A 19867-nucleotide genomic window follows, 5' to 3' on the forward strand; every position below is an offset into this window, starting at 1 on the left:
CTGTGGCAGTTGCCACAGCCCGGAGGATTACAGAATAGCGGAAATGGATTTGGCAAGCTGCGCCTCGAGCACCGGCTTCGCTTCTTCAAACTTCAGGTTAACCTTGTTGGCATTCGACACAACGCGGGTCTGATATCTGGCGCGGTTACCCTGCTCAGTACTGGTCTGAACTTTAACGCCGGAAGAACCCTGCTTCAGCGCGGCAACATTATCTGTCGTCACCGTTGCCTTGCTGCGTTCTGAAATTTGCAGATCGGTCACCATCGTGTAGTTCACATCCTCCACCATGGCGTCCGCAGCCATACCAATCAAACCGGTGGCCAGCCCCACGCCCAGCGTGGCGCCAGCGGATGACGAGTTGTAGGCAGTGATACCGGCACCCAGCGCTGCACCCATTACACCACCTTCATAGCCCGTTTTCAGGAAACCCTGCGCTTCACGTAAGTCCATTTTCTGGGCTTTGAGGACATTAGCCTGTACCCAGTAATACGCTTCGTCCGGAGTGTTGGTCACGCGATACCCTTTCGCTGAAAGCGCACGGGTAATTTCAGGCTGCAGGCCGGACATATCCTGGTCGGAAGTATTACGGATCTGGAGGTACACCGTTCTTTCAGAAGAGGGTTCAAGCCAGATGGTTTCACTCATCTGTGTTTTTACATCGAGGTTACGTTTTTTTACAGCGGTGGACATTGCGCCACAGCCAGACAGTACGAGAGTGGATGCCACAACGCCAACGACTGCATATTGTTTTAATTTCATGAATTCATCCTGTGTGTAGAAAAGCGTCCAGGTTAACGATTGAGCGTTAACCTGGTTATTATCGGTAATAATACGGAATTATTTAGAGGTTATTTGAGGTGGAAATTAAAATAGATCTATAGTCTAAGGATTAATATTCGCGATTGGTGTCGTACGTACTTGAATCATCAACGTGACTCGCACCCCAGATATTCCCCTCCACATCTAGTCCCGATATCCCACCTATCATTGGCAACCCTGTCGTTGGATTGATTGAAGTATCTATATTCATCTCAGGAGAAAAGTCACGGTTGATAGCATCATCTACGAAGGTAGTAGATAAGGGTTGGGGTAAAGCACTATTTGAGTCTGGCACATTTCCCAATCTCCCCGCATTGTATCCTAAAGGTTTCAATAAAAAAGAAGATGCGGGTTCTCTTTTATCATATAAATTACTATGCAACCGATTTACGGATGAAATCGCGGCGCCATGAGAATGGTTGCAGGATTTTTTCCCCATATAAATAGCCGCTACGCCAGCCAGGCATATGACAATAGACATGGAAAGGTACATAATGACTCCGTTTGCCCAGAAATAAATCGCGCATAAAATTTGCAGCATTATACCCAGCAAGGCAATGCAGCATAATACCCCCGAAGCTCTATCCCAATATCTACGGGGCTTGACAAGTGGAAGAGTTAATGGGAATGCTGCAATTAAACCTACCGTATACATTCCAGCAAGGGCGAGCCAATCTTCATAATCATAAAAAATATAATTTGGAATGACATCTCTTATAATTGGACCCATGAAATAAATGGCAAGCATAATGATACAAAAGCACTTGCCTAATTTTTTAAAATTCATAGCTCCCCCTTAGCCTGACGTTCTTTTAATTTCGCGAGCTGCTGTTCGAGCTCTCTTTTTTTATCCACATCTATCCCAGGTATCTGTTGATCTATCTGGGCCACTTTTTGGCCAATAAGAAACTTCCCTTGGGCATTAGAATTCTCATCTTTAAGAATATCACTGGATGCCTGAACAGTGGATCGATTTTTGTTTATTTCATCAATATTTTCTTTTATTTTTCTCTCGTTTTCAGATCTTTGTTCGATAGCTTGTCTTTGTAATGCATTTTGAGACTCAAAACTGTGTGCCGCCTGTTCATGCAATTTGTTCTGGTTTTCCTGGAATGTGTTTTTCACTTGCGAATAATCACCCGTTCCACCTGATACAACATTTTGGGCGTCACTGCTTATATGACGAGGGGTAGATGTAGCCGGTGCGGTATCCTGCTGCCTTGAAGCATAACGACTGTTCTGATCGCCAGTCATGTTGCTGGTACTCTGACCTATCAATGTTGTTGTAGATCCACCTGCGTGGTTCCCGGTTAAAGGTAGAGCATTTTCCTGCTGAACAGCTTCATGGCGGGCATTCTGGGCACCCGTTACGTTACCGGTGCTCTGGCCAGACAAGATTTCTGTCCCGGCTGGGGTGGACGCTGTATACCCGCCGGAGCGGCTCCCGGTAAAGGGTTGGGGGCTTTCCTGCTGACCAGCTGCATGGTGGACATTCTGGACACCCGTTACGTTACCGGTGCTCTGGCCAGGCAGGTTATTCGGTCCTGCATGTTGATAAATTGCAGGTTCTCCAGACTGACTGGCAGAAGCCACAGACTCATCTTCCCGCCGTTGTCCCGACGCTGATCCGGAGTATCCGCCGGTGAGATCCTTACGGCCCACATTCTCTGTACCTGAAACAACGTCAGTAGCTGGGTTATCGGTGTAGATTTGTCCTTCACCCCTTCCCGGACGTTGCCCATACGGTGCCCCCGGCAGTGTGGATGCCCCGACATAGCCCGGCTGCATGCTCTGACGCTGACTTACTTCAACCGAAGCAGATACCGGATAGTGTTGCTGCCCGGATATCGTTGACGGCTGAACAATGTGCGCGTCATTGAATGCTGGATGCTCTCTTCCTGCATCAAGATCTGAGCGTCCCAGCTGATAATCGCCCATTATTTCCGGCTTCAGTCGCTCATTAACGAACTCCATCGCCGCTTCACGTGCTGTCGGCGCACTGGTGAGTATGCTCTGAGTTTTGTCGCCATACCGGTTAGCAGCCCAGTTCACAAACTCCTGGGTGTAGTTCGTATCGAGCCCAGCGCTCTCGTTCTGCGTGAGTGTGGCCATACGGCTGTACTCATCACTCTGAGTAGAGCTCGTTGTAAACTGATGGTACTGACTCCGGGTATCATTAAGCGTGGCTGCAAACTGTTGGACATCGTTAGTTGCTGCGTTTTCACTCTGACTTGTGCCATCCGTCACTCTGTTGCTCGTAACCATATCCATCCCCTGCTTAAAGTCTTGGATAGTTTGGCTATTTTTATCATGACGAGAATCGTTGTTACTGCTATGAGAGTCCTGCGTTCCTCGTGAGCTTCCAGTGGAATGGCGAAGGTCTGTACCACCATAAACTTCACCGCCAACCTTCGCCACACCGATATTAATACCAGCACCACCAGAAACTTTTGAGCCAACGGAGGCTGAACCTTGATTACTTATATTCATCAACTGGTTGTATGCTTCCTGTGAGGAGATATGATTGGCCTTCGCATAACTCTCTACAGCCGAGATCATCATGCTGGCGCCACGCGAAGCATTTGTAGTCTGGCTGCTTTCAGTACCGCTGTTCACAGTAGTGCTGGTACCTGTCTGGCGAGACAATTGCGACAACTGTGACCAGCCGCTGGTTACACTGTGGTTGTAACCGTCGAGCGCGGTCTGCGCTTCAACATGCGATTTACGCGCCGATTCCTGGAATCCACTGCTCGCCAGCTGGCTAAGTTTCATATTCACCGGCAGGTTTGACATCGCACCTGCGCCATCAATAACCGTTTGTCCTCCGGCCGTCATGGTCTGCGTTGAGCCGTTATCGGCTTGCCAGGTCTGTTGCCCCTGCCGTTGCACCAGGTTGGTGTCCATCTTGTTCTGGTTAATATTGTCCATCGACATATTGTTAAACGACCAGTTACCGTCCGCAGTGGTTGCCGCAACCCCCGCCGATCCAAACGCGGCAGAGCTGAGTACGCTGCCGGCAACCTGCGACCCGATCGCTGCGGCACCTTTGGTCAGATAGAACGCCAGCACCGGTATCGAAAGTGCCAGATATCCGGCCAGATTTGCGACATCAGAGTGCTGTAACGCAACCAGGTCGGTATTGGCCAGCACAAGTGACGTGCCGCCCGTCTTCGTCTGCAGCCAGAAATTGGCTGCGTAGTTAAGAATGGCAAACATCACCGGCCACATCTGGAAGTAGATGAAGCCGCCGACGTATATCTTCAGTGTGTTCAGTCCAAACAAGCTGTGGTTACTGGCAGCAAGCGCAATGACCAGCGGGAACAGACACACCAGGATCATCATCAACAGTGACTGCGCGAACGGAAGCGTACGCGTTGCCAGCGCGTTTCCGGCCGCCCAGCTGAGGCGCTGTTTTGTTGCCGCGTTTTCGGTGGCCAGATTCAGCAGGTTGGCGGTATCTGAAGACCGGGCCGCAAACCCTTTCACGCCCTGGCGAACCGCGCTGTTTGTGATGTTGTTTTTCATGATTTGCGCCGCGCTCATTCCACCGGCGTAGAAATATCCGTAGCTTTCAGCCATTGCCTTCGCCAGCAGGGTGGAGCCATTCACGCGGTTGCCGAAAATCTTGCGGGTCAGCATGCTGAACGTGGCACTGGTGGTGTTCGCTTCCGTGTTGGCCAGCGCGCGGATTTGTGTCGCCGCATCCCGGCAGGTCAGAAATTCGCGGGTGGAGGCGGTGGTCTTAAAGATGCCCCGCAGCGGGCTCGGCTGACTGGTGATGAGGCCCAGCGGGTCCGTGGAGTTCATCAGTTCATTCACCGTGTACTTGTGATTCAGCAAAATATCGCCAATCACACAGTTTTCCACGTAGTCCGGCAGCATCTGCGCAAGCTCCGGGTTCTGGGTGGTGAAGTCACTGGTTTCAGCCACTATTTGCGAGCCAAACAACATCCCGGTTTTGCTGTAGGTCACCGAATCAGGTCTCGCCATCAGGGTGTCATACAACGTCGACATTTTGTAACCAATACTGGTAGTCAGCGAGGCGATGGAAGCCAGCCCGACCGGTACGTTATCCGTTTTCCAGACTGCTGCCGGGTCCGAAATGTCGATAATCTGCACGTTACGTTTCGGAACCAGGAGAATGGTATTAATCAGCATAAAAATCGCGAGCCACTGAACAAACACCATGGGATTACGTTGTTTAATAAATGTCAGCAGGACGGCCAGTACTGCGAACGTACCGGCCATGCGCATCAGGGTATTGAATGAGCTGCTTCCCAGAAGGGTAACCACGGCGTCAAACGACGTTTTCCACATTCCCCCGCCGTAAATTGTATATATTTCGAGCATCAGCGATCACCCCAGTGGTAGTTGCTCTGATACGAGCCTGAAACGATAGTGGACACCTGCTGCTGCAGGTACTGCATGTTGCGGTCAATCCCGTCCAGCGCATTCTGGTCTGCCGCGGACTGCAGTTTCATATCAGCCAGCAGGCCCTGCGCATGGATTACGTTGTCCCGCAGTCTTGCTGCGGCTTCTTCGGGAAAATTTTTTCCGGCGAGGGACAGGCTGGCCTGCTTGACCAGCTCCTGGAGGTACTGGATCATCAGGTCCTGCGCAATAAAATCAGAGACCTGCAGCAGATAGGTGGCGCTCATACCCATACTCTGCGCATTGGTCAGGTATTTCAGTACCGGTACTGAGGTGGTGTTAACAAAACCCTTCTCCTCATCGGTGAGCGCCACATCATCTGTAAGTTTGTTCTGCATTGAGAGCAGCAGGTTTTTGACCTTTGTCACCAGGGCAGCGGATTCTGTTATTGACAGATTCGTCACGACAGGTGCCAGACAAAGGGATGCCTCATCACAGCCGTAGACTTTCGCCGTTCCGCCACGCATCAGTACCTTCAGTAAGTCCCGGTTATCGACCAGCGGCGTCAGAATGGTGACGTTGCCTGCATTGTTAAAAATGATGGAACCCACAGTGCTCATCACCAGTTCTTTCAGTGCACGATCGCCAGCCAGCAGCCCGTTTTTGCTGAGCGTGTCCCAGATAAGATTCTTGTTTTTCAGCACCTGGTCCTTTTGCGCATCGCTTGCCCGTGCGGTTACGGCGTCTCCCCTGCCGCCCACCGTACAGCCCTGACGTGAGGCCGCCCAGTCAGCGAACATATTGGTTTCGCCGGCAATGTCCTGACAAATTTTCTGCTGGGACACCTGCGTAACCGGCCACAATCCGCCGATGATCCCCTGCGCCGCCTGACAGGAACTCATGTTCATGGAGTTCACATCGCTGGCCAGCTTCTGCAGAAAGTCTTTTGCCTGCTTGAGCTCCGGCACCATTGTCTGCAGTGCCAGATCAAACGCGTAGCCGGCGGCGTTGCTCATGATTTGTTTCACGAAACGCTGTATTTCTTCACCGCTGATCATGCTGAATGCGCCAAGGTAGGAATCAATACCGCCGCAGCCGGCATTAAGGGAAGGTAACTGCATCGAGACCAGTTGAACGTTTTTGACCGGGTTACGAAGATAGACAGAACCACCGGAGAAGTATCCGGCCGCCTGTCCCTGCCAGGCCTGGGCCTGCGAGACGTTCCCGCTGTAGCCGAGACTGCTGAAAAATCCATTCAGGTCACCGTTTACGTCAGCCAGAACGGGGGAGACAAAAAGTGCGGACAAAAACATGCCCGCAGCCACTAAAGGCTTAACCATGTCTCACCTCCCCCTGTGTTTTTTCATTCATTGCGGCACGCAGAATGTAATGCCCGACAGCGGAGAGGAAAAATCCGGCACTCAGCGAAATAAGCAGCAACACAGGGATATCCTGAATGAAAAATGTCAGTTCCGGTCGGGACATTGCCCTGTCCACCCGGGCCGCGAGAAAGCCATAAAAGGCGGCGGATACAAGCAGCGTGACGCTGAAAAAAAGCCACGCCCGCTCGATACGCGATATTGCATACGTGTTTGTCATCATTGTTTATCCGGTTGTCTTACTGGGGCGTGAGCTGACTGCTCGCGGGCATCGGGGGCAGCATGCCAGGATCGAGGTTGTCCATATCTGCCTGGACCAGACTGGCCCAGCGGCTTTCCAGCGCAGGAATGTCCATCATGCCCTGTGTCAGCGGGTAAGCCTTCAGGGTGTTGACGTTCACGGCAAATGCGGTCGGTGTGGCAATGGGAAGACCATTCCCAAAAAAGGTCACGATTTCGTCGGCAATAGGTGAGGCCGGGTCCGTCTTACGTGGGATCATAGGTATCGGGTAAGCTGAATCCCCACCGCCGTCGAGTGTATAAGGGTACACCCGGATATTGTGCTGATCCGCCCAGCTTTTGAGCTGAGGGTCGAACTTCGCGCTGTACTGGCAGTGGGACTGCATAAAAAGCACCACCGCATAGTCTTTCATATTTGCCCGGCGTCCGTCCGGCAGGGCCATCAGGCTTTCCGGCGGCGTGACCGGCTGCGGGGCAGTCTGCGTGGTTGTGATCGTGAAGGGCGCGCCGGTTTTACCCGCTTCCAGCGCCATCAGCTCCTCACGCGCGCCTGCAAGAGACAATACCGGCATAAAAAAGATCAGGGCGAGACCTGTTTTATACTTCATGGCGGGCCTCCGTAGTTTTTCTGCCCCGCCGTTGCTGTCGTGCACGAAGCAGCGCATACACAAGCATCGCTGCGGCAACGGCCCACATGCCATAGCCAAACCATGTCAGTCCGGTCCGGACGGCGGAAACGGGAAACGTCATTATTTCGCTCAGTACAAGGGCCAGCAGGCCCGACAGGGTAAGGCTGATATAGAGAGTAATGTTCACCAGAGCGCTCCTTTTTCTGCACAACAAAAGTCTTTACGAATTAGGCTTAAAGCCGGTGGCCACGTTCAGGAACCGCTTTGACAAATCGTCCTGAGTCATGAAGCCATACGAGAGCGCGCGAAAGATGCGGCTTTTGGGTTCAACCAGCATCAGCGCCGGGAAATGCGTGATATTCATCGTCCGGGCCTGCCCGGTATCCGGACGACTCTGCGGCAGCGAGGCCGCAACCTGTCCGTCAACCGATACCGGGATCAGTGATATCCCGTTAGTTCTGGCAAAGTCCGCCACCACCCCGGCCATCTGCACATCGATGGGGTCACTGCCCCGGTAGAAGTAAAAGAGCCCGTATTGCTGTGCCAGTTGCACCACAGCATCCTGCCGCTTTTGTTGATCACGACTCTGTACAAAGGGCGCCATGCTGTTGTAATGCGGATACTCCAGGTTGTAATCCAGCTCCGGATGACTCAACTGCGCGGCGGCAAAAGACTGGCTGAACATCGAACTGCGATCTGTCCAGAACCGCTGCCAGCGCAGGAACGTCGCCGTATTTTCCCGTGTCGGGTACAGAATGGCGCGGTTAAGCGCCTCCATCGTGAAACCCCGTAGCACCTTCGCCTGCTCCTGCGCGGACAGCTTACTGAAATCCGGCACCGCCTGAGCTTTCGGTGCCGGTGCGGGTTTTAGCTCGGGCCCCTTTTTCGGTTCGTTATACCAGGACCAGCCGGTGAACGGTTTAGCGGGAGTGATGATCTCTTCCGCTTTGAGCGGCAAACTGCTCATGGCCAGCATCATTACCAGAGCAAAATATTTCATTTCTGGCCTCCCTGCTGATTCACCTGGGCAGCTATGCGGTCTTTGATGAGTTTTACCTGCGTGGCTGTATCCGGGACTTTCTGGTTATTCATCAGGTCCTCGTAGAAGTCAGCGAAATTAATTCGGTCGAAGTCGATATTCTGCAACTCAGGTATTGTGATCCCACGACAGTCCGGGTTTTTACCACTGCCGAATCCGACGTGCAGCTGATCACGACGCCCCTGTTCCTGAATGATGCGGGCCAGCTTGCCACCGAAAACGCAGTACACTTTGCTTTTCTGTACACAAACGCCTAACACTTCATGGTCACAGCGCTCTCCAATGTTCACGGTGACCTTCTTGGCCTTGGCCTTACCCAGCGCCATTTCATCGCTGTTACATGCCGCCAGACCAGCATCAGCGCCCCAGCCGGAATCCTTGCAGCAGTTCGAGAATCCGGCGACGGCCTTGCGACAACTCATTACACTGCCGGTGAAAGCCCGGACGTCAACACCATCCTGCTGTTTACTCACGTCATCAGCCGCCGAGGCGAGGCCCGCCAGTTTGGCCACGGCCGTGTCAAATCCGCTGTCACCGGCACCGCTGGTATCGCTGCAGTTACCGGTTTTACAAAAATACTGCCCTCCGCAAACCAGACCGCCCGAGCTGTAGGTTTTCTGACAGTCATAACTGACCGTTTCGTGTTCACAATACGCCCCGTACGCGGTCTGGCAGGTTATACCGGTTTGCGTACAGGCCCGGTTATTCATCAGCGATTCACAGGTACCTTTCGAATCTGACTTAACAAGATACTGATCGGTGTACTGCCAGCAGTCACTCCAGACTGAACGGGCAACGCCATCAAACACGACAGTACGGTTGCCACCTGCGACGGTGCAAACGCTGGATGTCTGTACCGCCCCTGCCTTACTGAAGCCACAGGCTTCTGCCCAGCTCACGGAAGGCTGAAACGGATGGTAATAGTCCCGTTTATTAAAAGTTATGGTAAACCGTACGCCTTCCATCGACCTCTGTATCATCGCTCTGGTCACACCGTTGCACTGGCTCGGACACATTTGTACCGAGGTAAATTCCTGTCCCTGCCGCAAAACGCCGCTAAGGTTGAGTGCGAAAGTCTGAGTACCCGCGTACTCCAGGGGAATGATGAGGCCCATAAACATTGCAGGTACGTCCGAAACCCAGGCGGAGGACGTCACCGTTAGTGTGGCATCAGTCACCGTCATATCCTGGGGCATCGTGAAGATGAATTGCCGGTTAACAGCCTTGAAATTTTCGGGCCCTATAACCACGGTACTCACGGTTTCAACCGGCGGACCATAGCCTCCACCTGCAGTGCCATTCCGTACACAACTTTGTTCTACCCAGGCATCACGTTCACAGGTGTATCTCTCAAACACAGTCTTGTTAACCGTTGTTTGCTGGCACTGCTGAGCGTTACCAGTCCCGTTAACAATACTGTCTGCACTGGACTCTGCGTTTTTACCTGCTGTGATATACGGGGCCAGGGGATCCAGCGTCGGAAGAGGGTTTTTAACCCCGGAGTCGATAACAGCCTGACCGGCATCGTTATTCTGTAAAGCCTCCTGCCCTTTGTCAGCCAGTCCCCCGTCTCCCCCCCGTACACCGCCATAGTAACCGCTTTGCGGCGGGCTCGGGGTGTAACCAGGAATGGAGTCAGTCACTGAACCCGGATTACTGAGACTACCTGTGCCCTGTCCGGCACTGCCCTTACCGTATGCCGCACCGGCGTTGTAGGCATCAGTTACTGAATCCGCCATAACAAAGCAAGGTACTATAAGGATCAGGGCCGCAAGAAAAGGTTTCATTTAGCCTCCTTGAGCAGTTGCTTGGCGGTAACAGCGCATTCACCGCTTTGTGCCACCTTTTCCAGCGCTTGTTTGAGCGGGAGGCTGCCGCGTATAACGTCATAATGTCCGGGACAGGTGACAACCAGAGCGGGAACAGTTGTGATGTGGTATTTGGTGTAAAGCGTGGGGTCAATCTGTACCCCGATATTCCTGTCTTCTTTGGCCAATTCAAACATGGCCGACGCGGTCTGCCGAATATCGTTATTCACCAGTCCGCGTAACGTCGCCGGTATGCCATAGCGGTTAGCGTCTTTCAACATTGGTAACAACCCTTCGCGTGGGAGTCCAAGGCTCACGAAGTACACCGCCGGAAAGGTTCGTTTCTGCCCGTCCTCACGCTCTGCCTGTTGGCGGGATATACCGCCCTGGAGCCTGTCAACCAGGCTCTGTTGTTCCGCTGGAAGTTGTACTGACTGCCCTTGCAGTCTCATTTTGAATGCCTCAAGCGCCTGCTGTTGCTGTTTCATCCAGTCCCTGTCGCTGGCTGACAAACCGACCTGTTCGCTGGCCAGCGAAACCGGCACATAAGACATCAGCACGCTGATAAACAACGCGCAATGGAGGGTATTTTTCATGGGCTTCTCTCACGTATAGACGCAGTTGCGTTTGCGCCAGAGCAGATATCCGAAGTTCTTTTTTGATTGCGGGGAGTTATGTGGCGTGCCCCAGATCTGGGTGCTGGCTCCAAAAGCATGACAGCTGTTGGTTTCCGGATACATATTGACCATCTGGTACCGCCAGCGCTCTTTCGGCACGATAGGTGACGGGTACTGGTAACAGACCGCAAAATCCGCGCCCACGGTATTCATCACCAGTCCTTCCCGGTGCAGCTTGAAGGCCATACGCTCACTGACCAGCAGCGAGGATTCCAGAGGTGAAAATTCTCCGCTGGTAAACCCGGTAAAGGGATACATGCTGCCCTGGCTGCCGGCGCACCAGAACAGTGGCGACAATGGCACACCGGCTGTACTCGCCACCGCATCCGCTGCACAGGCGGCCTGGGCGACAAGGTTGCCAAACAGGGAAGCTTCGGGGTTTATCATCATCGACAGGGTACTGTCGTTCCAGAGCGGGTCGACTTCAGACATATAGGCAATGTCCATATCTCCACCCTGGAAGCAGCCGGTGCTGGTCATGATACTGAGCCAGGAAATCAGCGGATATTTGTACCAGTGAACGTGATAGAACGCACCGGCTGCAGGACGGTCACTCTGTCCGGCAGTGCCGGTACCCGTGCGCCCGAGATTGATTTTAAAACCGCCCATGTTCACCATCACGCCTGGCTCACGGGTCACATCGGTCATCGCTGTGGGCTCCCAGTACCCGATGGCCAGTCCCATGCGGTATAACACGCCATAAGAGCATATCTGGATGGGAGACGCAGGGTTACTGGTGTCCGGCTGTGGCCCCGAGGCCAGTTTTACACTCCCCACTGACATCGGAAACAGGCACTTCCAGCACACATCGGATATGGGATTAACCCAGCGGCCGTCACCGGCATTCGTGGACGCCGCTGAAACCGCGACGGGCGTGCAAAGGAGCAGGATCAGTAACCAGCCATACCCTTTCATTTTACCTCCCGCAACCAGACACACACCGGCCCATCTTCGGTATCGTGGACAGATCCGATAAACCAGCCTTCGCCTGCCGGCGTGGACGGTTGCCAGTCGCTGATGTCGCAGTTTCCTGCAGCCCAGCCCTCAATAACCTGTGGTGATGCGTCGTTTTCCATCCAGCAAAGTGAACAGGTCAGCTTGTGCCGGTGTAACCAGTCATCAAACCCGCCGCTGACGCTGATACTGTCCTGAGGAGGAGAATAATAATGTGGGTGGGTCCAGAAGCCGTCAGGATCACGAACGACCGTCACCGGCCCGATATGTTCAGGAAGAGTCATGGATGCTGTCTCCGGGAGCGCCGTCACCGCCGAGCTGGCGGAAGGGCTATATAAAAGAAGGGGTTAATGATTTTTGCCGCTGGCTGCGGCTTTCATGATGATGGCGAGCTGCTGTTCCTTGTCCATTTCATACAGGGCAAGAATGGCACCCCGCAGCACCGCAGACGGGCGGTACAGTGGATTACTGTTAAGGATCTCGTTCAGCTGTCTGGCCGAACCTTCATCGTGACGTACTGACGAGATGATGACATTCCGGCCCTTTTCGCTTTCAGGGTCTTGTTTCATGGCGTTACCTTGTCGGGGTTGATCGAAAACCGGCAGCACGTTCAGGCTGAGGCGGAGCGCAACGCAGTGAGCACCGAACATCCTGAACGGGGTGGCGGTTGGGTCAGTGGGAGGCAGAGGCGGGTGACATAGCCGGTGATGGCGCATATCGCGTAACGTACCAGCCCTGCAGCTCGCATCCACGTAATAAGCAGGCCAGCCACTGTGCCGAATAGCCGTTCCGGCTGCACTCATCGGCCGCCGCCTCCATCTCGCTTTCAGGTCTCATCGGCGTCAGGAATCGCTCGCGGGCAAGGAATACTTCTCTGGCGACCCGGTTCCGGCAGGTATCAGATAACATCACACTCATTTTGCGGGTTCGTGTCAGCGAATACCCCTCTGCAGTCAGCGTTTTTTCAAGCTCGGCCAGGACATACTGGTACATATCGGTGTTGGCGTACCGCCAGACGGCACCGGCATGCTCCACGCTGGCAAACTTAGCGGGTACATCCCGGCGAGCTGCCACCTCCACAGCCCGGCGACGAACACGCATTTCACGCATCAGTTGCAACGCCAGCCAGGCGCCCAGCACAAGGGATACCATCACCACGCCGATCAGATTTTCCCCTTCACGTACGCAGGTCATAAACGCCTGCAGCGAGTCGGCAGGTATAAAGCAGTCCGTCAGCGCCATGACCCTATCTCCACCATTTTTTTGCGGATCAGTCCAACCAGGTACTGCGGGAAACGCTCGTCCCTTTCTTCCGGCTCAACCAGTTCCATGCCGTTCGACTGAAGCCACATCCACCACGCCTTAACGGCAAAGACATTGCTCCAGGATTCGATTTCGGGGTAGAGCGTTTTAAGGCGCTCTGCGGTCCCGGCACGGGTGATTTTGTTACTGATTTTTCTTTGTTTCTCTTCCGCAACGGCCTTACGCAGTTCCGGAAACAAATCGCCTAACGTGGTGGTTGTCATTTTTTCGCTCCTTCCATCGGGATCTCTTCCACTTTCAGTACACGGCCATCCCGGGTGACACGCGCGGGGATATGCTGAAATCCAAACTTACGGGTCAGAATGCCGGACTGGTCGAAGTAAATACGCTCATCCAGCCTCTCACTGGTTTCCCGGATGTTGCCGTTCACCAGAATCACCTTGTGCGTGGTCCCGCCTGCAATCTGCTGCCGGAGCCACGCCACCTGATCCCTGTTATCGCCATCAATGAAATACAGCACCTGGTCATATGCCACCTTATCAAGTGGGTTCACCTGGTCCCCCCGACGCGCAATGATGTTTCCCTGCATGTCAGTGATGGTTTCATTAACGGTAAAGGTGGGATCAAAAGGGAATGTCCGGTATGTGGTGGCTGCCGTCAGGCCTTTCACCGGCGCGGGTCGCACCGCATTTCGCTTCACCCGCTCAATCGCCTCTTCGCGAAGCCGGTCCAGCTCGCCGGACTGCTCCATTCCTTTCAGTCGGTCCTGGATAAAGACCAGCATGTCCTGTTCTGCCGGTTCAAACACATTGCCCCAGGTACCCAGGTCTTTTGCGCCGGAGCCTGCAGATAACGCCAGCAGAAGCAGGACTATCAGTTGCTTCTGTCTTCTCACTGTCCCTCCTGCATACGCCGGGCAATGTCCGCACGGATTTCCTGTGTGATATCCGTCTGCTCGCTGATAACGGCCGGTTTGACCAGCAGAATGGCGTTATGGCTGGACTGCCAGTCTCCCAGACTGTCGGTCAGTGCTGTGTTAAACCGGCGGGTCAGTCGCTGCGCCTTTTCCTCATCGAGGCTCTGGCGTGCAGACTGCTCTTTAAAGAGATCAATGGTGCCCTTCATGTCGAACACCACGATTTCTGGTGTGGTGACTTTCAGGTAGCCCCACCCTGCCATGGTCATAATCAGTTGCGGGACCAGAATGAAGGCGGCCAGTCTCACACCACGGGCAGACAACAGGCGCGACGTCGTTGCACTTCCGCGGGCGGCCTCGTCATGCGGTTTTATGTTTTCATCACTCATGCGGCTTTCACCCATTCTTCAAGTTCCCGGAGTTCATCACCGTATTTCTTCTCTGCCAGCAGGTAGGCAGCTTCTTCAGAGGATGCACCCGCCTTCTGGGCGTTCTGCATATAAGAGAAGTCCTCACCCCGCGAACTGAACATCGCGCGGGTCACCGGGTCGACAAACAGACGGTGGAAGGAGCTGTATTCACCGGCGCTGATGAGCAGGGAGCTGTAACCCGTAAGAAGCGCCGGCTGAAAGCCCCGGATAACTTCCTTCTCCATATCAGTGAACTGATCCGGGTTTTCGGTCAGGTATTTCTTGAAGGCTTTCGCGTCCTGCAGCAGGGTGATTTTGGTGGAACTGTTATTCCATGCCGCCTCCGCTTCCTTACCGGCACTGAAGTCCTTGATACCCTGAGTGATGGTGATAAAGGCTCCCCGGTGACGACGAACGGTGCGGTAGCCAGTCTCGATGAAGCGTGCCGCGTGGGGGTTGGAGCCACCCAGCAGTCGCCAGGCTTCATCGATGATGCAGACTTTTTTCAGGTCACGCGGGCTGTGGTACATCTTTTCCTGTATCGCCAGGATCAGTGAGAACAGAATGGCCGACAACAGTTTCGGCTTATCCTCCAGACTCAACAGCTCCAGGACAGCGAAGCGGGTTTCGCCATCAAGTGTGGGACTGTCTGCGTTAAAGTATTCGCCGTCCGGTCCCCAGGTGCAGTAGGTTTCCAGCAACATGGCCAGCTCGGCCAGACGCGCGATGATGGTCGGCTTGTCGGCAAAGGTCCGGTTGACGTCCTCACAGGTCAGATAGTGATGGACATCATCGATGCGGGCGTGGTGCTGTTTTTTATCCCACGCATCCACAACCGCTTTTTGCAGGATAGCCTCGCAGACCGCATCAAGCGGCTGCGTGGGGCTGGCGAGCACGGTAAGCAGGCGCACAATCCCTTCAGCTGAGTGCTTCATGTCTTTCACGTTGGCAAACGGGTTAAAGCGCAGCTTCGCGCCATCGAGGTAGACACCGCCTGCCTGGTGGCAGTAGTTTTTATAGCTGTCGCCCATATCGATTACCCAGGCATACCCGCCGGCATTGAGCACGTCGCGTAAAATACCCTGCGTAAGAAAGGATTTACCTGCACCCGATGTGCCGGTAACGGCGATATTGAAGTTGGTGCTGCCGTTCTCCTCCCCGAACATATCAAAGAAGGCAACCTGATTGCGGTACGTCGGCAGCGGCATTCCGACGTTGGAAAGCTGCCGTTCGGCCACAACCGGCATCAGGCTGACGGCATTCCAGGATTTGGCGCGCAGCGTGGCGCCCGTCACCTTCAGGTCTTCCCACATGCCTTCCTGCATCACAAACGGGAAACCCGCCAGCCAGTTGCGCATTTGCTGATAATGCACGGTCACCATTTCGAGTTCGTTTTTACGGAACACGTTGACGGCAGCCAGCTCGCATTCCTGCGATGCCATGGTGTTGTCCGGCGTAAACAGGGTCAGGTTGAAGTAGGTGCTGCACAGCGCAATCTCGTTGCTGTGCAGCTGCTCACGGGTGCGCCGCCATTCCTCCGCCGCCTTTTTGGTTCCCGGAAACAAAGCCGCATAGGCAGAGTTGGCTTTTTTGGACAGGTCCTGGTCCTTGCGGAACGCCTCACTCTGACTTTTGGTTTGTTCCTCCAGTTCCGTGGTCCAGGTCAGCATAAACGGACAGGGAATGCCCAGATCCGGGAAGCGCAGATTCTGTAAATTGTCGGCTCCCTGCCACAGCGCAAAGCGCCTGGGGTTTTTACTGAGCTGCATGTTCACGATGCGGCACGCCGACGCCGGAAGACGGGTTCCGTTAGCATCAATCGACTCGGGCAGCTCGACACGGATGTGAGAGGGCGACACTCGCAAATCGATGGCCGGATCAACCACCTGGCGGTTGAGCTTTTCATCCTCGTTATAATCGCCGGAGGACATCATTACCTGCTCATGGCGGTAATTCATCAGCTCACGCATCACCGACAGAAAGGCGTTAACGTCAGTATTCATGCAGTCGATACGGGCCGCGCCCAGTGAAACGCGGATGGTGTTACGTATCTGCACCAGGTCATCCATCACCTGCTGGGTCACACGCTTAACCGGTTTGCCGTAGACCAGAAAGATGCGGTAATTACGCAGATACAGTGGATAGTCGCGCTCGTTAGCCAGTCCGTGTAAGGCTGAGCGCTGCCAGAATGCCCGGGTAATTTTATTCAGGTGATCGGCCATCTGACCTTTCCACATATCCGTACTGACCCCCCCTGCAATGCGCTCACCGACACATTTACTGGCGGTCAGAATGACGGTGACCGGGGTTTTACGGGGCAGTTTCTTGCGCAGCATGTCATCAAGCGCCGCCATCACCTGGTCGTTGGCACCGGGCAACGGGGCGGCTTCCAGAATGAAGCCCACGGTGCCGGCATTCACAAACAGCTCACTGGTCTCGTCGTAATAGCGGTAAGGCAGTGACGCAACCAGGGAAGGATAGTCCCATGTCTGGGACAGGTTGTTACGCGCAGTGGCTGCACCATCGGCCTCTTTGCCGTTTTTCATCATATCGATCAGACTGTCAAAAACGGTCATTACTCGTCTCCCTCACCGATTACCCGGTAGCTTTCATCCCAGTGAGATTTGTTTTTCACAAACTCCACGACGGCGGGCTGATGGAAGTTGTCGTCCGTGTCCACCCAGGGCGCAATCCACAGACGCTGGGTCGCATCCGGAATACGCTGCACCGGTACGCGGCCTGCTGTGTTTACCGGCGTTAACGGCGTCACATGGCTCGTTGTGGCAGGCGGGGTCACCACTGAACCGGTCCCCGCAGGCACGGTGGCAAGCGGACGTGGCGCAATGGGTTTTGCTGACAGCGGTCCGGTTGCTGCGACGGAAACAGGACGCTGCGGATTAACGACAGGCGCTGTGTTACGCAGTGCCGGCAGGGTTTCACCCGCAGGCTTTTTTGTGGCTTTCTGCGACGTCAGGTCGTCAAGGCTTTTGCCCTGAGCGGCAAGTTTATTGGCCTCGCCCGTGGTGAGGCACTGATCGGTCGCGGTTTTATTACAGTCGAAATCACCATTCATACCGGCGCAGCCGGTCAGCGCGCTGCACAGCAGTGCAGCACCCAATAGTTTGTTCATGGGATAACTCCGGTTGGTTTAAGGGGGTTAACAGGGGCCGGGACTAAGGCGTGTAGCTGACAGGGGCCGCTTTCATATTTTTCACCTCAGTTGATGGTGTCACCAAGTCGTAACTGGCTGGCCTGGCGGAGTACATCATCCGGGTTAAGATTTTCCACTGAGGAAGTGCCGGAAGATATCTGACTGGCGGGCTGTGCTGCCACCGCTCCCTGCGCGGCATTACCGGCCTGTTGCAGGGCTTCTCTGGCTTTTTCTTCTTCTGCATCCTCCAGGGTTTCAAGACGGAAGCCTTCCTGGAACACCACCGTCACGCGGTTACCGGCACCGATATCAATCACAGGATGGTATTGTTCAGCACGCTTGATCCAGTACTGACTCAGTGTGTCAGCGGCCTTGTCAGCACCGCCACCAATGCCCTGCTTAAACACATCGCTGGCACCAATACTGGCCGTTGCGCCAAGCCCCACTGCCGGTGTGGCGGCAGATTTGATGCCTTCACCAAATCCGGACAACAACCCCGCCGCACCGGCATACCCAATAATTTTACCGTTACGCATCACCGGTTTGCCGCGAATACCGCCCTTGCCCTGGTAGCTGACATGACCATTAAACGCCATATCGATGTGCTTTCCGTTTTTGAGCACGCAACTGATAGACTTTGTCCGGACTTCGCCCCGCTCACTGGAGATGTCACCCCAGATTTCCCCCACCACAAAGCACCCATCCGCGCTGTATTCCTTGTTATTGGGCATCTGGATATTACCCATAAGTCGAAACGTCACAGGGCGGGTGTTCTGCTGCCCGGTAACGCTGGCGTTGGCATCGGCCCCCTCAATCATGATGGCGTCAGAGAAGGAGCCTGACGGGATCCAGGGTAGTTTCGTGGGTTTCTTCTTCAGCGTGTCGTAACTGAAAGACGTGGTGGCCAGGCCACCTGTGATGCGCTGACCTGACCCCCCAGGATAGAACCCTGTACCCTGCCCCATATTCACTGCACCAGTGGCGGCCGGTGAGGAAGCAGGGGTCAGTGTGTATTCGGGTGGCCGGGCCTGACCGGCAGCAACCGGACCGGGCAGTGGTGTGCCGTTCGTGCCCGCAGGTGGTGTCTGCGGGCCCGTGGTCTGGTTGCCACCGGAGGCTTTCGACAGCTGCTCGGTCAGGAGCGCAATCTGATTGTCTTTGTCAGCGAGTTTTTGTTCAGTGGTGAGTTTGTTCTGGGTAACCTGTTGCGCCAGCACAGCAATCTGCTGTTCAAGTGCAGACGTTTTGGCCTGTTGCTGCGCCAGCGCGGAGTCATTGACCTGTTCGTTGAATGCGGCAGTGACAACGCCGGTCATATTAGGTGCGACAGCAGGAGGCGGATTTTTCTTTGCTTCCTGATGCTGTCCGTACCACATCACGCCACCGGCAAGTGCTGAACCGGCGGCGAGAACCCCTGCGAGAATGGTCAGCTGCCGGCGGCGCGTTTTCAGATTTTCATTCAGATTCATGAGCGTGGTACTCCGTCATCTGAAAAGACAATCCATGCATACCCCTCACCGCCCGCATAAAGCTGATTTTGCGAGAGCATGACGGCCCGGACCCCCTTGCGCCAGAAATCACGCTCGCGCAGGTTCTGCGTGATACTTCCGGGGTTAGTCAGACGGAAGCGAACCACGCGAAGATGGTTGCCCACAAACTGGCGTTCCGGAGTAAGTCGCACGCTGACTGCCGGCGCATATGCAGTCATGCGACTGACCGGATATTCCTCATACTCATCAGGAACCTGGCCATTCACGACAGCACGGGACAGGGTGACGAGTGTTTTTTCGTAAGTCTGACCCTCTTCCCATGTCTTCGCATCCTCATTCTTACGCAGAGGGGGCGACACAGGCGTGAAGCGCAGCGTTCTGCCGCTTCCGGGCTGGGGACTGACATTCAGACTCAGGGCTGAGCCTCGTTCAGTCTGAATAAACAGCGTGAAGTTCTGGCCGACCAGCGGAGACAGAATCAGCGCACCGCTTTCAGTGGTGCTCTGGTCGTACGCTCCGGCCGGTCCGCTGATGCTGGTAATCAGCTCCCCGTCTATAACAACTTTATTGGGACTGTTGTTACTTAACACGACGTTAAAGGCGGCGTCGTTCTCAAACGGGATGGCGGCAGGCGCAGTGGCGGCCCGGAGGCCGCCTGCAAAAAGTCCTGTCGTCATTAATACAGCAGCAGCCACCGGTGAAAAACGAGATTTCATTGGCA

21 protein-coding genes are annotated in these 19867 nt (G+C 54.5%); all 21 read right to left on the reverse strand.

What is annotated here, in order from left to right; translation table 11 throughout:
- Positions 1–27 precede the first annotated feature (27 nt).
- Entirely contained in the window at positions 28–759 is a 732-nt protein-coding gene (gene traT / locus OGY07_RS22980; RefSeq protein ID WP_277109003.1) for a conjugal transfer complement resistance protein TraT, read from the reverse strand.
- A gap of 130 nt (positions 760–889) precedes the next feature.
- Entirely contained in the window at positions 890–1606 is a 717-nt protein-coding gene (locus tag OGY07_RS22985) for a hypothetical protein (RefSeq protein ID WP_284556495.1), read from the reverse strand.
- A complete protein-coding gene (gene traG / locus OGY07_RS22990; protein ID WP_286603461.1) occupies positions 1603–5169 on the reverse strand; it encodes a conjugal transfer mating-pair stabilization protein TraG in 3567 nt (1188 codons plus the stop codon). The genes OGY07_RS22985 and traG overlap by 4 nt, the downstream gene beginning before the upstream one ends.
- Positions 5169–6530: a conjugal transfer pilus assembly protein TraH gene (gene traH / locus OGY07_RS22995; protein WP_284556497.1), complete on the reverse strand. Its 1362-nt coding sequence runs from the start codon at positions 6528–6530 to the stop codon at positions 5169–5171. The genes traG and traH overlap by 1 nt, the downstream gene beginning before the upstream one ends.
- Positions 6523–6792 carry a hypothetical protein gene (locus OGY07_RS23000; RefSeq protein ID WP_284556498.1) on the reverse strand — a complete coding sequence of 90 codons (270 nt, stop codon included), beginning with the start codon at positions 6790–6792 and terminating at the stop codon, positions 6523–6525. The genes traH and OGY07_RS23000 overlap by 8 nt, the downstream gene beginning before the upstream one ends.
- Before the next feature lie 16 nt (positions 6793–6808).
- On the reverse strand, positions 6809–7417 hold the full coding sequence (gene trbB, locus OGY07_RS23005; RefSeq protein WP_284556499.1) for an F-type conjugal transfer protein TrbB: 609 nt from the start codon (positions 7415–7417) through the stop codon (positions 6809–6811).
- Positions 7407–7625 carry a hypothetical protein gene (locus OGY07_RS23010; protein ID WP_165463584.1) on the reverse strand — a complete coding sequence of 73 codons (219 nt, stop codon included), beginning with the start codon at positions 7623–7625 and terminating at the stop codon, positions 7407–7409. The genes trbB and OGY07_RS23010 overlap by 11 nt, the downstream gene beginning before the upstream one ends.
- 33 nt (positions 7626–7658) lie before the next feature.
- Positions 7659–8438, reverse strand: a complete 780-nt coding sequence (gene traF / locus OGY07_RS23015; RefSeq protein ID WP_284556500.1) for a type-F conjugative transfer system pilin assembly protein TraF — start codon at positions 8436–8438, stop codon at positions 7659–7661.
- Positions 8435–10264 (reverse strand): type-F conjugative transfer system mating-pair stabilization protein TraN, encoded by a 1830-nt coding sequence (traN, locus tag OGY07_RS23020; protein WP_284556501.1) that lies wholly within the window; start codon positions 10262–10264, stop codon positions 8435–8437. Before traN ends, traF begins: the two co-directional genes overlap by 4 nt.
- The gene (trbC, locus tag OGY07_RS23025) at positions 10261–10881 is read right to left on the reverse strand and encodes a type-F conjugative transfer system pilin assembly protein TrbC (RefSeq protein ID WP_284556502.1); all 621 of its coding nucleotides are present in this window, start codon (positions 10879–10881) and stop codon (positions 10261–10263) included. Before trbC ends, traN begins: the two co-directional genes overlap by 4 nt.
- Before the next feature lie 9 nt (positions 10882–10890).
- Positions 10891–11877 carry a conjugal transfer pilus assembly protein TraU gene (gene traU, locus OGY07_RS23030; RefSeq protein ID WP_284556503.1) on the reverse strand — a complete coding sequence of 329 codons (987 nt, stop codon included), beginning with the start codon at positions 11875–11877 and terminating at the stop codon, positions 10891–10893.
- Complete coding sequence (locus OGY07_RS23035) at positions 11874–12200, reverse strand: hypothetical protein (RefSeq protein WP_165463589.1); 327 nt, start codon at positions 12198–12200, stop codon at positions 11874–11876. The genes traU and OGY07_RS23035 overlap by 4 nt, the downstream gene beginning before the upstream one ends.
- A gap of 63 nt (positions 12201–12263) precedes the next feature.
- Positions 12264–12485 (reverse strand): hypothetical protein, encoded by a 222-nt coding sequence (locus OGY07_RS23040; protein ID WP_080218296.1) that lies wholly within the window; start codon positions 12483–12485, stop codon positions 12264–12266.
- Between the two features lie 103 nt (positions 12486–12588).
- A complete protein-coding gene (locus tag OGY07_RS23045) occupies positions 12589–13158 on the reverse strand; it encodes a hypothetical protein (RefSeq protein ID WP_080218295.1) in 570 nt (189 codons plus the stop codon).
- Positions 13149–13442 carry a hypothetical protein gene (locus OGY07_RS23050; protein WP_019843227.1) on the reverse strand — a complete coding sequence of 98 codons (294 nt, stop codon included), beginning with the start codon at positions 13440–13442 and terminating at the stop codon, positions 13149–13151. Before OGY07_RS23050 ends, OGY07_RS23045 begins: the two co-directional genes overlap by 10 nt.
- Positions 13439–14074 carry a type-F conjugative transfer system protein TraW gene (traW, locus tag OGY07_RS23055; protein WP_165463592.1) on the reverse strand — a complete coding sequence of 212 codons (636 nt, stop codon included), beginning with the start codon at positions 14072–14074 and terminating at the stop codon, positions 13439–13441. Before traW ends, OGY07_RS23050 begins: the two co-directional genes overlap by 4 nt.
- A complete protein-coding gene (gene trbI, locus OGY07_RS23060; RefSeq protein WP_284556504.1) occupies positions 14071–14484 on the reverse strand; it encodes a type-F conjugative transfer system protein TrbI in 414 nt (137 codons plus the stop codon). The genes traW and trbI overlap by 4 nt, the downstream gene beginning before the upstream one ends.
- The gene (gene traC / locus OGY07_RS23065; RefSeq protein ID WP_284556505.1) at positions 14481–17081 is read right to left on the reverse strand and encodes a type IV secretion system protein TraC; all 2601 of its coding nucleotides are present in this window, start codon (positions 17079–17081) and stop codon (positions 14481–14483) included. The genes trbI and traC overlap by 4 nt, the downstream gene beginning before the upstream one ends.
- Positions 17081–17635: a type IV conjugative transfer system lipoprotein TraV gene (gene traV, locus OGY07_RS23070; RefSeq protein WP_284556506.1), complete on the reverse strand. Its 555-nt coding sequence runs from the start codon at positions 17633–17635 to the stop codon at positions 17081–17083. Before traV ends, traC begins: the two co-directional genes overlap by 1 nt.
- Before the next feature lie 86 nt (positions 17636–17721).
- On the reverse strand, positions 17722–19125 hold the full coding sequence (traB, locus tag OGY07_RS23075) for an F-type conjugal transfer pilus assembly protein TraB (RefSeq protein ID WP_284556507.1): 1404 nt from the start codon (positions 19123–19125) through the stop codon (positions 17722–17724).
- Positions 19122–19862, reverse strand: coding sequence for a type-F conjugative transfer system secretin TraK (traK, locus tag OGY07_RS23080; RefSeq protein WP_165463596.1), 741 nt, complete (start codon positions 19860–19862; stop codon positions 19122–19124). The genes traB and traK overlap by 4 nt, the downstream gene beginning before the upstream one ends.
- Between the last annotated feature and the right edge of the window lie 5 nt (positions 19863–19867).

The organism is Citrobacter sp. Cs237 (genome assembly GCF_030332325.1).
Classification (GTDB): domain Bacteria; phylum Pseudomonadota; class Gammaproteobacteria; order Enterobacterales; family Enterobacteriaceae; genus Citrobacter_A; species Citrobacter_A sedlakii.